This window comes from Acidovorax sp. Leaf191 (genome assembly GCF_001424425.1).
Lineage (GTDB): Bacteria > Pseudomonadota > Gammaproteobacteria > Burkholderiales > Burkholderiaceae_C > Acidovorax.
In genome coordinates this window covers 48,004-61,221 of record NZ_LMPT01000001.1, presented here as the reverse complement: position 1 = coordinate 61,221, position 13,218 = coordinate 48,004, and the positions used below count along the sequence as shown (strand labels likewise).

At 65.8% G+C, this 13,218-nt stretch carries 14 protein-coding genes; 10 read left to right on the top strand and 4 right to left on the bottom strand.

All coding sequences use genetic code 11. The features are described 5' to 3' along the window. Nucleotides 1-239: 239 nt before the first annotated feature. The 4 genes from ASG27_RS26375 (at nt 240) to ASG27_RS00275 (ending at nt 2,295) form a co-directional block, all read left to right on the top strand. Entirely contained in the window at nt 240-446 is a 207-nt protein-coding gene (locus ASG27_RS26375) for a hypothetical protein (protein ID WP_156370379.1), read from the top strand. Nucleotides 447-516: 70 nt separating this feature from the next. Continuing rightward, on the top strand, nt 517-792 hold the full coding sequence (locus tag ASG27_RS00285) for an H-NS histone family protein (RefSeq protein WP_056410171.1): 276 nt from the start codon (nt 517-519) through the stop codon (nt 790-792). A gap of 109 nt (nt 793-901) precedes the next feature. Beyond that, nucleotides 902-1,438 carry a pyridoxamine 5'-phosphate oxidase family protein gene (locus ASG27_RS00280; protein WP_056410169.1) on the top strand — a complete coding sequence of 179 codons (537 nt, stop codon included), beginning with the start codon at nt 902-904 and terminating at the stop codon, nt 1,436-1,438. After that, complete coding sequence (locus ASG27_RS00275) at nt 1,435-2,295, top strand: YihY/virulence factor BrkB family protein (RefSeq protein WP_056410167.1); 861 nt, start codon at nt 1,435-1,437, stop codon at nt 2,293-2,295. The genes ASG27_RS00280 and ASG27_RS00275 overlap by 4 nt, the downstream gene beginning before the upstream one ends. 15 nt (nt 2,296-2,310) lie before the next feature. Here the strand turns inward: ASG27_RS00275 and ASG27_RS00270 are convergent, their stop codons facing one another. Continuing rightward, the gene (locus tag ASG27_RS00270; RefSeq protein ID WP_056410166.1) at nt 2,311-3,114 is read right to left on the bottom strand and encodes an exodeoxyribonuclease III; all 804 of its coding nucleotides are present in this window, start codon (nt 3,112-3,114) and stop codon (nt 2,311-2,313) included. A 10-nt stretch (nt 3,115-3,124) separates the two neighbouring features. Here ASG27_RS00270 and pyrE point away from each other — a divergent pair, with 10 nt between their 5' ends. Beyond that, nucleotides 3,125-3,823: an orotate phosphoribosyltransferase gene (pyrE, locus tag ASG27_RS00265; RefSeq protein ID WP_056411525.1), complete on the top strand. Its 699-nt coding sequence runs from the start codon at nt 3,125-3,127 to the stop codon at nt 3,821-3,823. A 5-nt stretch (nt 3,824-3,828) separates the two neighbouring features. After that, on the top strand, nt 3,829-4,530 hold the full coding sequence (locus ASG27_RS00260) for a DUF4124 domain-containing protein (protein WP_156371476.1): 702 nt from the start codon (nt 3,829-3,831) through the stop codon (nt 4,528-4,530). Nucleotides 4,531-4,654: 124 nt separating this feature from the next. Here the strand turns inward: ASG27_RS00260 and gatB are convergent, their stop codons facing one another. Genes gatB through gatC form a run of 3 tightly spaced genes read right to left on the bottom strand, consistent with a single transcriptional unit; the run spans nt 4,655 to nt 7,936 of the window. Next, nucleotides 4,655-6,121 carry an Asp-tRNA(Asn)/Glu-tRNA(Gln) amidotransferase subunit GatB gene (gene gatB, locus ASG27_RS00255; RefSeq protein ID WP_056410163.1) on the bottom strand — a complete coding sequence of 489 codons (1,467 nt, stop codon included), beginning with the start codon at nt 6,119-6,121 and terminating at the stop codon, nt 4,655-4,657. A gap of 1 nt (nt 6,122) precedes the next feature. After that, complete coding sequence (gene gatA, locus ASG27_RS00250; RefSeq protein WP_056410161.1) at nt 6,123-7,625, bottom strand: Asp-tRNA(Asn)/Glu-tRNA(Gln) amidotransferase subunit GatA; 1,503 nt, start codon at nt 7,623-7,625, stop codon at nt 6,123-6,125. Nucleotides 7,626-7,636: 11 nt separating this feature from the next. Beyond that, nucleotides 7,637-7,936, bottom strand: coding sequence for an Asp-tRNA(Asn)/Glu-tRNA(Gln) amidotransferase subunit GatC (gene gatC / locus ASG27_RS00245; protein ID WP_056164851.1), 300 nt, complete (start codon nt 7,934-7,936; stop codon nt 7,637-7,639). Nucleotides 7,937-8,140: 204 nt separating this feature from the next. On the opposite strand from gatC, the gene ASG27_RS00240 reads away from it, so the two are divergent. The 4 genes from ASG27_RS00240 to mrdA all read left to right on the top strand — a co-directional run bounded on the left by ASG27_RS00240 (nt 8,141) and on the right by mrdA (nt 12,976). Beyond that, nucleotides 8,141-9,184: a rod shape-determining protein gene (locus ASG27_RS00240; protein WP_005798130.1), complete on the top strand. Its 1,044-nt coding sequence runs from the start codon at nt 8,141-8,143 to the stop codon at nt 9,182-9,184. 172 nt (nt 9,185-9,356) lie between these two features. Further along, nucleotides 9,357-10,280, top strand: coding sequence for a rod shape-determining protein MreC (gene mreC, locus ASG27_RS00235; RefSeq protein WP_056410159.1), 924 nt, complete (start codon nt 9,357-9,359; stop codon nt 10,278-10,280). 85 nt (nt 10,281-10,365) lie between these two features. Next, complete coding sequence (gene mreD / locus ASG27_RS00230) at nt 10,366-10,884, top strand: rod shape-determining protein MreD (protein ID WP_056410157.1); 519 nt, start codon at nt 10,366-10,368, stop codon at nt 10,882-10,884. A gap of 151 nt (nt 10,885-11,035) precedes the next feature. Then, nucleotides 11,036-12,976, top strand: coding sequence for a penicillin-binding protein 2 (gene mrdA / locus ASG27_RS00225; RefSeq protein WP_056410155.1), 1,941 nt, complete (start codon nt 11,036-11,038; stop codon nt 12,974-12,976). Nucleotides 12,977-13,218: the final 242 nt, after the last annotated feature.

The window sequence follows — 13,218 nt, the reverse complement described above, 5'->3', positions numbered from 1 at the left end:
TGCGGTGTTGTTCATGATGAAAGTCCTTGAAGTTAAAAGCGTCTCAATAAAGCCGGTACAAAAACCATTCCTGAACCGGGTTCGGTGAGTCGCCTTGCGGGTTCGGCTCATCGATGGATTGAACTGTACGCCGGTGGTGTCCAGAGAAAAACCACCCAGTCGCGAACTGACTGTTCCAGTATTGAGAACAATCCGGGCGAGATCTCAGCCCTTCGTGGTTAATGGGAAAATCGCCGCAGATGCACAGCACTTCCTCCTCCCTTCCCAGCCGGTGTGGCATTTGCGGCGCCACCAGCTACCACCGCGTGGTGGCCCGCGATGGCGGTGGCGTCATGCGCTACACCGAGCGCCTGCAATGCACCGGGTGCTCGCACGAGTTCGCCGACGTGAAAGCGTGGCGCGAAGGCGCCTGCGCAGAACCACGTGCCAACGCACAGTCCGCATGAATTCGACGCGTCATGCAGGCGTGCCGCCGCGCTTCACCACCACGACATCCTCTTGAACCCTGATTTCCCGATGACCACCTACGCAGAACTCCTTGCGCAAAAGCGCAACCTCGACGAGCAGATCCACAAAGCCCGCAAGGCGGAAGCCTCCGCTGCGCTGGAAACCGTCAAACAGTTGATCAAGGAATTCGACTTCACGGCACAGCAGGTGTTTCCCTGGACACCCGACCCCAAGAAGGTCCCCGCCAAGTACCACGATCCGCAATCCGGCTCCACCTGGACCGGCCGTGGCAAGCCGCCGAAATGGATTGCCGGCAAAGACCGCGAGCAGTTCCTGATCCCATAAGGCGCACTGTCCAGCGCAGCCAGAGGGCAATGGCAAGGGACCGGCTCCTACAGTGCCGGTCAGGCGGGTCAGGCTCAATCTCGCCTTTCATTCCCATTCGGAGATTGCCATGGACTCGATCAACCAGAACCAGCCCGAGGACACCCACAAGCACTTGACCGGAGACGATGCCACGCAGCGCATCCGGGACATGGCCGAGGATGCCCAGTCGTGCTTCTTTTGCACCAACGCTCCCCACAGTGAAACGGGCGGGACGCGGCCCATGGGCGTGGAGAAGGTGGACGAAGCCGGCCACCTGTGGTTTCTGAGCGCGTCCGACAGCCACAAGAACCGCGAGATCGAAGCAGACCCCAAAGTGCGGATCTTCATGCAGGGTTCCAAGCACTCGGGCTTTCTGGTGCTGGACTGCACCGCCAGCATCCACCGTGACCAGGCCTTGATCGATGAGCTCTGGGATCCCATCATGAAAACCTGGTTCACCGAAGGAAAGCACGATCCGCGCATCACCGTGATCGAAGTCGCGCCCGTGTCGGGCTACTACTGGGACACCAAACACGGCAGCCTGGTCGCTGCCACCAAGATGGTGATTGGCGCGGCCATCGGCAAGACGCTGGACGACTCGGTGGAAGGGCGCCTTCGCCCATGATGCAGGGCCTGCGGCGCCTGGGCCGTGCCATTACCGAGCTCCCGGTGGTGGGTGTGCTTTTGGTGGCCGTGCGCAATTACGTCTTGCACCAGAGCGCCAACCAGGCGGGCAGCCTGGCATTTTCTGCCGTGCTGGCGATGTTCCCGCTGTTGCTGCTGCTATCGGCAGCGGCGGGCTTTGTCGGCCAGCCCGGCGACGCGGCCGCGCTGGCCGAACGGGTGCTGGGCTACGCGCCGCAGCTGGTGCGCGATGTGATGCAACCCGTGGTGCAGCAGGTGCTGGCCCAGCGCAACGAGGCGCTGCTCACCGTGGGGCTGGCCATCACGCTGTGGACCGGTTCCTCCGGCATGCAGGCGGTGCGCTCGGCGCTCAACCGCTCGTACGGCATCGACCGGGGTCTGCCGTTCTGGAAGGCGCGCATCAAGTCCACGCTGTTCACCGTGGTGGTGGGGTCGGGTCTGCTGCTGGTGTTCAGTTCCGTGATCGTCATGCCGCGCATCTGGCAGTTCGTGGTCACCAATGTCGCGGCCGACGGCGACGAGGCGATCTGGCTGTACGACAGCGTGCGCTATGGGGCCGCCTACCTCACGCTGGTCGTGCTGTATGCGCTGCTGTATGGCTGGTTGCCGGACATTCCACAGCGCGTGGCCACGGTGCTGCCGGGCGCCCTGGTCGGCGCAGCGCTGTGGGTGGTCGCTGCGGCCACGCTGTCGTACACCCTGCGCACCGCGGGCAAGTTGGTGTTGATCTACGGCAGCTTTGCGGGCGTGGTCGCCACCCTCGTGTTTTTGTACGCGAGCGCGACGACGCTGATCTACGGCGCGGAGGTCAATGCGGTAATCCGCGAGCGCCATTGACAGCGCGCGGGCTCCCTACAGGCTGAAGTCGTAGTCCACCGTGATGGGCGCATGGTCCGAAAACTTCTCGCCCTTGTAGATGGACTCGCTGCGCGCCAGCGCTGCCAATGCCGGCGTGGCCAGGTGGTAGTCCAGCCGCCATCCCACGTTGTTCGCATACGCCTGGCCGCGATTGCTCCACCAGGTGTAGGCCGTGTCGGTGGCCGTGGGTTGTAACTGACGGTAAACGTCGATGAGCCCGCCGCCTTCATCAGTTGTGTGTAACAACTTTGTCATCCACGCACGCTCTTCGGGCAGGAAGCCGCTGTTTTTCTGGTTGCTGCGCCAGTTCTTGAGGTCGATCTGCTGGTGGGCGATGTTGATGTCGCCGCACAGGATGAACTCGCGTTCGCCCTTGGTGCGCATGAGATGGGGATGGAACTCCGCCAGAAAGCGGAACTTGGCCAGCTGGCGCTCCTCGCCCGACGAGCCGCTGGGGAAGTACGCACTGATGATCGACAGCTTGCGCGCGAGCGTGTCAAAGCGCAGTTCGACATAGCGGCCCTCGGCGTCAAACTCGGCCGAGCCGTAGCCCACGACCACGTCGGACGGCTCGTGGCGCGTGTAGATGCCCACGCCGGAGTAGCCTTTTTTCTGGGCAAAGTGAAAATGCCCCTGCAGGTCTGCCACGCGTTCGAAGCGGTTGGCGATGTCGGCCGCCTGGGCTTTGACTTCCTGCACGCAAATACAATCCGGCCGCGTGGCTGCCATCCAGCTTTCCACGCCTTTGCTGGTGGCCGAGCGAATGCCATTGAGATTGAGGCTGGTTAATTTGAACAAGGATTTTCCCATGGTGGATGTTGGCGCACAAAAAGATGGTCAGGGCCAGCTGGCGCAGGATTTTGTACGTTTTGCGGTCGAATCGGGGGTGCTGCGCTTCGGCGAATTCAAGACCAAGGCCGGTCGCTTGAGCCCGTACTTCTTCAATGCGGGACTGTTCGACGATGGCAGCAAGATGGGCCGGCTGGCGGAATTCTATGCAAAAGCCCTGATCGCCAGCGGCATCGAATTCGACATGGTCTTCGGTCCGGCCTACAAGGGCATTCCCCTGGCCGCCACCGTCGCCGTGGAGCTGGCGCGGCTGGGGCGCAACGTGCCTTTTGCGTACAACCGCAAGGAGGCCAAAAACCACGGCGAGGGCGGGAGCCTGGTGGGAGCGCCCCTGAAGGGCCGCGTGCTCATCGTGGACGACGTGATGTCCGCCGGCACGGCAGCCCGCGAGTCGATCGCCATCATCCGCGCGGCCGGTGCCACCCCGCACGCGGTAGCCATTGCGCTGGACCGTCAGGAGAAAGCCACCGAGAATGGCCAGGACGTGGACCACAGCGCGGTCCAGTATGTGCGCCAGCAACTGGGCATGCAGGTGTGCACGATCGCGCGGCTGGCAGACTTATTGCTGTATCTCTCGCAAAACGGGGGGGAGGGGATGCGTTCCCATCACGAAAATGTGCTGGCATACCGCCAGCGGTATGGCGTCAATGAAGGGTGAATGATTTGAGCAGGTCGGCGTGGATCGTCGGTACGGTGTTGTGCGCCACCCTGGTCGCGGATCTCTCGCGCGCGCAGCAGCCGCCAAGCGGTGGCATCTATACCTGTGTGGATCGCAACGGGCGCAAGCTCACGGCCGACCGCCCCATTCCGGAATGCCTGGACCGCGAACAGCGTGAACTGAGCCCGATGGGCACGGTCCGCCGCCAGATCGGCCCGTCGCTCACGGAGAACGAGCGTGCGGCCCAGGAAGTGCAACGCCGCAAGGAGGCCGAAGAGCGCGCCCGTGTCGTCGAGGAGCGCCGCCGCGAGCGGGTACTCACGGCCCGCTACCCCGACAAGGCCACGCACGATGTCGAACGCGCCGCCGCCATCCAACTGGTGGACGACGTCACGGCCACGGCAGAAAAGCGCATTGCCGAACTCAAGCAGCAGCGCAAAGGCTTCGATACCGAAATGGAGTTCTACAAGAAGGACCCCAACAAGGCGCCCATGACGCTGCGCCGCAAGATCGCGGAAAACGAAGACAGCATCGCCGAACAGCAACGCTTTTTGGCCGGGCAGGATCAGGAAAAGCGCCGTGTGCACCAGCGCTTCGATACCGAACTGGCGTTGCTGCGCAAGCTGTGGGAGTCGCAGCGGGCACCGGCACTGGCACCTGCGGCCACCGGCGCAGGAGAGCTTGCTGCGCCCGCGGCGTCACGCTAGGCGGTAGATTCAAAGAGCTTGTATCCGGCCTGCGCGCAGCGGGGCGACGGCACGAAAAAAGGGGCGTGATGCCCCTTTTCCGTTGCTGCATGCCGGGGAGTTCTCCACCCCCGGAGTTGATCACTCAGCCTGCCAGCTTGGCGCGCAGCACGTCGTTGACCTGCTGGGGATTCGCCTTGCCCTTGCTGGCCTTCATGATCTGGCCGACCAGCGCGTTGAAGGCCTTGTCCTTGCCCGCGCGGAACTGCGCCACGTTGTCCGCGTTGGCAGCGATGACCTCGTCGATGATCGCCTCCAGCGCGCCGGTGTCGTTCATCTGCTTGAGGCCCTTGGCCTCGATGACTGCATCCACCTCGTGGCCGTCACCCGTCCACAGCGCGTCGAACACCTGCTTGGCCGCGTTGTTGGAGATGGTGCCGTCGGCAATGCGCGCGATCAGCGCGGCCAGCTGTGCCGACGATACCGGCGCCTGCTCGATGCCGGTCTCCACCATGTTCAGGCGGCGCGACACCTCGCCCATGATCCAGTTGCTGGCGAGCTTGGCTTGGCCACACGCCTTGGCCGCGGCCTCGAAATACGCGGCCATGGCCTTGCTCTGCGTCAGGGTCGTGGCATCGTACTCGGGCAGGCCATAGTCCGCCACGAAGCGCGCCGCCATGGCGCGCGGCAGTTCGGCCATCAGCGCGCGTTGTTCGTCGACCCACTGCTGCGAGATGTGCAACGGCGGCAGGTCCGGGTCCGGGAAGTACCGGTAGTCGGCCGCATCTTCCTTGGTGCGCATCGCGCGCGTCTCGCCCGTGTCGGGGTCGAACAGCACGGTCGCCTGCTGGATCGCGCGGCCGTCTTCGATCTCCTCGATCTGCCAGCGGATCTCGTAGTCGATCGCCTGCTGCATGAACTTGAAGCTGTTCAGGTTCTTGATCTCGCGGCGCGTGCCCAGCGGCTCGCCCGGCTTACGCACCGAAACGTTCGCATCGCAGCGGAACGAGCCCTCCTGCATGTTGCCGTCGCAGATGCCGATCCAGGTCACGATCTTGTGCAGCTCCTTGGCGTAGGCCACGGCCTCTTCGCTCGAGCGCATGTCGGGCTCAGTCACGATCTCCAGCAGCGGCGTGCCGGCGCGGTTCAGGTCGATGCCGGACTGGCCACCACCTCCGAGTGCTGAGTCCTCGTGCAGGGACTTGCCCGCATCTTCTTCCAGGTGGGCCCGCACCAGGCGCACGGTCTTTTTCTCATCGCCCAGAAAGAACTGCACTTCGCCGCCCTGCACGACCGGGATCTCGAACTGGCTGATCTGGTAGCCCTTGGGCAGGTCGGGGTAGAAGTAGTTCTTGCGGGCAAAGATGCTCTTCTGCGCAATGTGGGAGCCCAGAGCCAGTCCTAGTTTGATAGCGCAGACCACCGCTTCGCGGTTCATCACCGGCAGCGTGCCGGGCAGCGCCAGGTCCACCGGCGATGCCTGGGTGTTGGGCTCGGCGCCGAAGGCGGTGGGCGAGCGGCTGAAGATCTTGCTCTGCGTGGCGAGCTGGGTGTGGGTCTCGAAGCCGATGACGACCTCGTAGCCGTGGATCAATTTGGGGGTCGTCGTCATGTCACAGGCCTCCGGGTTGGCGGAGGTGGTAGTCGGTGGCTTGCTGCAGGCGGTGCGCAGCGTTCAGAAGGCGGGCTTCCTGGAAGTAGTTGCCGATGAGCTGCAGGCCCACGGGCATGCCGGCGTCGCCAAAGCCCGCGGGCACGCTCATGCCGGGCAGGCCGGCGAGCGAGCCGGGCAGGGTAAAGATGTCGGCCAGGTAGTCGGCCAGCGGGTCGGCGCCGTGCTCGCCCAGCTTCCGGGCCACGGTGGGTGCCACGGGGCCGGCGATCACGTCGCAATCCTTGAACGCGTTCTGGAAGTCGTCCGCGATCATGCGGCGGATCTTCTGCGCCTGCAGGTAGTACGCGTCGTAGTAGCCGTGGGACAGCACGTAGGCGCCGATCATGATGCGGCGCTTGACCTCGTCGCCAAAACCTTCGGCACGCGTCTTCTTGTACATGTCCACCAGGTCGGTGTAGTCCTTGGCGCGGTGGCCGAACTTCACGCCGTCGAAGCGCGACAGGTTGGACGACGCCTCGGCCGGGGCGATGATGTAGTACACCGGGATCGACAGCTCCGTGCGGGGCAGGCTGATGGGCACGAGCTTGGCGCCGAGCTTCTCGTATTCCTTGAGCGCGCCGTCCACGGCAGCGCGCACGTCGGGTGCCAGGCCTTCGCCAAAGAACTCGGCAGGAATGCCGATGCGCAGGCCGTCGATGGAGTCGTTGAGCGAGCGGCTGAAGTCTTCCGCGGGCACGTCCAGGCTCGTCGAATCACGGTCCGGGTCGGGGCCGCACATGGCGGACAGCAGCAGCGCGCAGTCCTCGGCGCTGCGGGCCATCGGGCCGGCCTGGTCCAGGCTGGAGGCGAACGCGATCATGCCGTAGCGGCTGGCCCGGCCATAGGTGGGCTTGATGCCGGTGATGCCGCAGAACGACGCCGGCTGGCGGATGGAGCCGCCCGTGTCGGTGCCGGTCACGGCCGGGGCCAGGCGCGCGGCCACGGCCACGGCGCTGCCGCCCGAGGAGCCGCCGGGGACGCGGCTGGTGTCCCATGGGTTGCGCACCGGTGCGGGCGCATCGAAACCCACGGGGGCCACGGCAGAATTCTCGTTGGCCGAGCCCATCGCGAACTCGTCGCAGTTGAGCTTGCCCAGCGTCACCGCGCCGGCGTCGGCCAGCTTGGCCACCACGGTGGCGTCGAACGGCGACTGGTAGCCCGCCAGCATCTTCGAGCCTGCGGTGCTGGGGAAGTCGCGCGTGACGAAGATGTCCTTGTGCGCCAGCGGCACGCCTTCCAGCGCGCCTGCCGTGCCCGCGGCCAGGCGGGCATCGGCGGCGCGCGCCTGCGCCAGGGTGGCTGCTTCGTTCAGCGCCACAAAGGCGCCCAGTTGGGGGTGGGCCTGGGTGCGCGACAGAAAATGCTGCGCGGCTTCCACCGCAGAAAATTGCTTGTCGCGCAGGCCGGCGGCCAGTTCGGTCACGCCCAGGTCGTGCAGGGCTTTGTTCGTGGTCATGGTCATGCGGGCCTTCCTCACTCGATCACTTTGGGGACGAGGAACAGGCCACGCTCCACGGCAGGGGCGCTCTTCTGGTTGGCTTCGCGCTGGTTGGGCTCGCTGGCGACGTCGTCGCGCAGGCGCAGGGCCACGTCCTGGATGGCCGCCACGGGGTGCGCCAGCGGTGCAACGCCCGAAGTATCCACAGCCCGCATCTTTTCCACGATGTCGAAGAAGCCATTGAGCTGTGTCAGCATGCGCTCACTTTCGGAGGGTGTCAGCTCAAGCCGCGCCAAATTGGCAATGCGGCCGATGTCCTGGGGGGTCAGTGCCATAGGGAGGAGAATCTAGAGAAACCAGAAGTAAAGCTGTGATCCACGCCGCGCCGGGGGGAGTTATTCACAGGGGATCGGGTATTATCCCGGCTTTGCCGCAATAGCCTCCTTCCTGCCGGTCATTGTGCGAAAAAAGCGATATTTGACCCCGTAAACCCGGCGATGGCAGGCCGACGTGCATGCCGTGCCTGAGAGGATTTTTGAATGTTCGGAGCTTTCCGTCGGTACTTCTCCACCGACCTTGCCATTGACCTTGGCACAGCCAACACCCTCATCTTCGCCCGCGACAAAGGCATCGTCCTCGACGAACCTTCCGTGGTGGCCATCCGCCACGAAGGCGGGCCCCACGGCAAGAAAGTCATCCAGGCCGTAGGCCGCGAAGCCAAGGCCATGCTGGGCAAGGTCCCGGGCAACATCGAAGCCATCCGGCCCATGAAGGACGGCGTGATCGCCGACTTCGTGATCACCGAGCAGATGATCAAGCAGTTCATCAAGATGGTGCACCCGCGCACGCTGTTCACCCCCAGCCCGCGCATCATCATCTGCGTGCCCTGCGGCTCCACCCAGGTCGAGCGCCGCGCCATCAAGGATGCCGCAGAAGCTGCTGGCGCCACTGCTGTCTACCTGATCGAAGAGCCCATGGCTGCCGGCATCGGTGCAGGCCTGCCAGTCTCTGAAGCCTCGGGCTCCATGGTCGTCGACATCGGCGGCGGCACCACCGAGGTGGGCGTGATCTCGCTGGGCGGCATGGTCTACAAGGGCAGCGTCCGCGTGGGCGGCGACAAGTTCGACGAAGCCATCATCAGCTACATCCGCCGCAACTACGGCATGCTGATCGGCGAGCCCACCGCAGAAGCCATCAAGAAGAACATCGGCTCGGCCTTCCCCGGCTCCGAAGTGCGCGAGATGGAAGTCAAGGGCCGCAACCTCTCCGAAGGCGTGCCGCGCAGCTTCACCATTTCTTCCAACGAAGTGCTGGAAGCCCTGACAGACCCGCTCAACCAGATCGTCTCCGCCGTCAAGAACGCGCTGGAGCAGACCCCTCCCGAACTCGGCGCCGACATTGCCGACCGCGGCATGATGCTGACCGGCGGCGGCGCGCTGCTGCGCGACCTCGATCGCCTGCTGGCCGAAGAAACCGGCCTGCCGGTGCTGGTGGCCGAAGACCCGCTGACCTGCGTGGTGCGCGGCTGCGGGATTGCGCTGGAGCGCATGGACCGCCTGGGCAGCATTTTTACCAGTGAATAATGGCACTCCCCCCTGAGTCGCTTCGCGCCTTCCCCCCTCTCTCTGCGCGCTCCGCGCTCCGGGAGGGTGGACGCACCCCGTGGCCTGGCAGAGCCAGTTCCACGGGTGCGCTGGCCTGGGCCTCGCCAGTTTTTTAAGGTAGGGGTAGCGCACAGCGCTATGAATCACTGACATGCCGCTGGGTACCCTCGAGCGCAGCGCTCCCCCCTTCTTCAAGCAAGGCCCTTCGGCCCTGTCGCGTTTGGCCGTCTACAGCGCTTTGGCGCTGTTTCTCATGGTGGCCGACGCACGCTTTGAGCTCACCGGCCCGTTCCGTCAGGCGGTGGGCACGGTGCTGTACCCCGTGCAGTGGCTCATGCTCAAGCCCGTGGAGATGGCTGGCCACAGCTCGGACTATTTCCAGTCGCTGACCACGGCCCAGCAAGAGCTGGACGATGCGCGCAAGAAGATGACCGCCATGGGCCAGCGCGCCACCCAGGCCGAGCAGCTGGCGCTGGAAAACACGCGCCTGCGGCAACTGCTGGCGCTGCGCGAGCGGCTCGAAACGCCGGCCCAGGCGGCCGAGGTGATCTACGACACCGCCGACCCGTACACGCGCCGCGTGGTGCTCGACCGCGGCCAGATGGGCGGCGTGGAGCTGGGCTCGCCCGTGATGGACGAGGCCGGCGTGCTGGGCCAGGTCACGCGGGTGTTCCCGCTGGTGAGTGAAGTCACATTGCTGATCGACCGCGACCAGGCCATCCCCGTGCTGAACATCCGCACCGGCGCGCGCGGCGTGGCCTACGGCGACCCGGTGGCGGGCCACGGCGGCGGCATGGAGCTGCGCTTCATGCCCGCCAACGCCGATGTGCGCGAGGACGACCTGCTCACCACCAGCGGTGTGGACGGGCTCTACCCCTCGGGCTTGCCCGTGGCCAAGGTCGTGCGCGTGGAGCGCCGCGCCGACTCGGCCTTTGCCCGCATCTACTGCGTGCCGCTGGCGCAGGTGCAGGGCGCGCGGCACGTGGTGGTGCTCAAGCCGCTGGCCGACAACGCGCTGCCCCGGCCCGAGCCTGCGCACCCGGCGCCGGCCAAGCGCGGGGCGCGCAAAGGATGACAACCATGCCGCCACGTGCAGCCACCCGGCCGTTGGCCCGCGTGCCCGCAGCGGGCACACTGCATTTTCTGAAAGGGCCCACGCCATGATCATGCCGCGCGGCGAGCCCTTGCTGCTGCCGGTCAACCCGGTGTTCATCGGCGTGAGCCTGGCCGTGGGCCTGGCGGTCAACATGCTGCCGCTCGGCCGCATCGTCTGGACACCCGATCTGCTGATGGTGTTGCTGGTCTTCTGGGGCGTGCACCAGCCGCTGCGCATCGGCATGGGCGTGGCATTCGTGCTGGGCCTGTGCATGGACGTGAGCCAGTCCGCGCTGCTGGGTCAGCATGCGCTGTCGTACACCGTGCTGTCGTTCGGCGCCATCGCCATCCACCGCCGCCTGCTGTGGTTCAGCGTGCCGTCGCAGGCGCTGCAGGTGCTGCCGCTGTTTGCGCTGGCGCACGCCATCGAGCTTTTGCTGCGCATGGCGGCGGGCGGCCTCTTTCCGGGGCTGTGGAGCTTTCTGGCGCCGCTGATCGAGGCGCTGCTGTGGCCGCTGGCCAGCTGGGTGCTGCTGGCGCCGCAGCGCCGGCCGCCGGACCGTGATCAGAACCGGCCGTTGTGATGAAGCTCCCCCTGAGTCGCTTCGCGCCTTCCCCCTCTCCTTCGGGAGGGGGACGCCACCCGTGGCCTGGCAGAGCCAGTTCCACGGTGGCAATCGCCGGGGGCATAGCCGTCTCGCGGAGCGCGCTTGGGTTTTGCCATGGAGCGCAACGATGACCGAGCTGCGCAACAGCGAAGCCGACGCATCGCGGTTTCGGGTGCGGGCGTTCGTCATCGGCCTGGTGGTGATGTTCGCATTCGGCCTGGTGGTGTCGCGGCTGGTGTATCTGCAGGTGGTGCGCCATGACGACTTGGCCGCGCAGGCCGAGAGCAACCGCACGGCGGTCGTGCCCATCGTGCCGAACCGGGGGCTGATCCTGGACCGCAACGGCGTGGTGCTGGCCACCAACTACTCGGCCTACACGCTGGAGATCACGCCCTCGCGCGCGGGCGTGCTCGATGAAACCATCGACGAGCTGGCCAAGATCGTGGACATCCAGACCCGCGACCGCCGCCGCTTCAAGCGGCTGATGGAAGAGTCGCGCAACTTCGAATCCCTGCCCATCCGCACACGCCTCACCGACCAGGAAGTCGCGCGCTTCACGGCGCAGCGCTACCGGTTCCCGGGCGTGGACATCAAGGCCCGGCTGTTTCGCAACTACCCCATGGGCGACGTGGCGAGCCACGCCATCGGCTACATCGGCCGCATCAACCAGACCGAAAAGGCGCGCATCCAGGACTCGGAGGACGAGGCCAACTACCGCGGCACCGAATACATCGGCAAGCTCGGCGTCGAGCAGAGTTTCGAGTCGTCGCTGCACGGCACCACCGGCGTCGAGCAGATGGAGACATCGGCCGGCGGCCGCGCTGTGCGCAAGCTCTCCAGCCACGCGGCCACGCCCGGCGACAGCGTGATGCTGTCCATCGACATCAAGCTGCAAAAACTCATCGAAGAGCTCTACGGCAGCCGCCGCGGCGCGCTGGTGGCCATCGACCCGCGCAACGGCGAGATCCTGGCCCTGGTGAGCAAGCCCACGTTCGACCCCAACCTCTTCGTCGAAGGCATCGACGTGGAGAACTGGGCGGCGCTCAACGAGTCCATCGACAAGCCCCTGCTCAACCGCGCGCTGCGCGGCACCTACCCGCCGGGCTCCACCTACAAGCCCTTCATGGCGCTGGCGGCCCTGCAGTTGGGCAAGCGCTCGCCCAGCCTGGTGGTGAACGACCCGGGCTCGTACACGTTCGGCGGCCACACCTTCCGCAGCCACGAAGGCGGCCTGGGCGGTGTGGACATGCACCGCGCCATCCAGTTCTCGAGCAACACCTATTTCTATTCGCTGGCCGTCGAGATGGGCGTGGATGCGATCCACGACTTCATGAAGCCGCTGGGCTTCGGCCAGAGCACGGGGATCGATCTGAACGGCGAAGTGCGCGGCACGCTGCCCAGCACCGAGTGGAAGCGCAACACCTACAAGCGCGCCGACATGAAGCGCTGGTTTCCGGGCGAGACGGTGTCGCTGGGCATCGGCCAGGGCTACAACAACTTCACCATGCTGCAGCTCGCGCTGGCCGAGGCCACGCTGGCCAACGGCGGCACGCGCTACCGGCCCCACATGGCCAAGGCCATCAAGAACTCGGTCACCGGCGTGGTCACGGAGATCGTGCAACCCCCGGGCGAGAACCTGGGCTATTCCCCGAAGAACGTGGAGATCGTGCGCAACGCCCTGGTGGCCGTGAACAAGGGCGGCACCGGCACGCGCGTGTTTGCGGGCGCGCCCTACACCTCGGCGGGCAAGACCGGCACGGCGCAGGCGGTCAGCCTGGGCCAGAACGTGAAGTACAACGCCAAGGCGCTGGAAGAGCACCAGCGCGACCACTCGCTGTTTGCCGCCTACGCCCCTGCCGAGGCGCCCAGCATCGCCCTCGCGGTGATCGTGGAGAACTCGGGCTTTGGCGCAGCGCACGCCGCGCCCATCGCGCGCCGCGTGTTCGACTACTGGCTGCAGGGCGACTACCCCAGCGAAGAAGACATCGCCGCCGTGCAAAAGGGCCTGGCCTCCGCCCCCATCGGCAAGCCACGCCGGGCGGCCGACGTGGCCCTGCCGCTGCCTTGACGCAGCGCACCAGCGTCTGCGCGGCGCGGCCCGGTCCTCCGGGTACCGCCCGCGTTGAATGCGATTGCAATTGCTATCGTTTTGGTAGCTTGCGGCGCTTGCCCAGCAAGCGGTAGGCGGCTGTTGGGGGCATAGCGGTGTGGCCGCATGAACGACTTTCTCTCAGACTCTACATCCTCCATCCGTTCGGGCTGCGCTCGTCAAAGCCTTGCGCGCTCGGGCACGCCCTGGCCTCGACAGGC

What these genes read in the sequence shown, in the direction of transcription:
- pyrE (WP_056411525.1), top strand. Translation starts at nt 3,125, where the DNA reads ATGGTGGATGTTGGCGCACAAAAAGATGGTCAGGGCCAGCTGGCGCAG.
- mreD (WP_056410157.1), top strand. Translation starts at nt 10,366, where the DNA reads ATGATCATGCCGCGCGGCGAGCCCTTGCTGCTGCCGGTCAACCCGGTG.
- gatB (WP_056410163.1), bottom strand. Translation starts at nt 6,121, where the DNA reads ATGACGACGACCCCCAAATTGATCCACGGCTACGAGGTCGTCATCGGC.
- ASG27_RS00240 (WP_005798130.1), top strand. Translation starts at nt 8,141, where the DNA reads ATGTTCGGAGCTTTCCGTCGGTACTTCTCCACCGACCTTGCCATTGAC.
- ASG27_RS26375 (WP_156370379.1), top strand. Translation starts at nt 240, where the DNA reads ATGCACAGCACTTCCTCCTCCCTTCCCAGCCGGTGTGGCATTTGCGGC.
- gatC (WP_056164851.1), bottom strand. Translation starts at nt 7,936, where the DNA reads ATGGCACTGACCCCCCAGGACATCGGCCGCATTGCCAATTTGGCGCGG.
- ASG27_RS00275 (WP_056410167.1), top strand. Translation starts at nt 1,435, where the DNA reads ATGATGCAGGGCCTGCGGCGCCTGGGCCGTGCCATTACCGAGCTCCCG.
- gatA (WP_056410161.1), bottom strand. Translation starts at nt 7,625, where the DNA reads ATGACCATGACCACGAACAAAGCCCTGCACGACCTGGGCGTGACCGAA.
- ASG27_RS00285 (WP_056410171.1), top strand. Translation starts at nt 517, where the DNA reads ATGACCACCTACGCAGAACTCCTTGCGCAAAAGCGCAACCTCGACGAG.
- ASG27_RS00280 (WP_056410169.1), top strand. Translation starts at nt 902, where the DNA reads ATGGACTCGATCAACCAGAACCAGCCCGAGGACACCCACAAGCACTTG.
- mreC (WP_056410159.1), top strand. Translation starts at nt 9,357, where the DNA reads ATGCCGCTGGGTACCCTCGAGCGCAGCGCTCCCCCCTTCTTCAAGCAA.
- mrdA (WP_056410155.1), top strand. Translation starts at nt 11,036, where the DNA reads ATGACCGAGCTGCGCAACAGCGAAGCCGACGCATCGCGGTTTCGGGTG.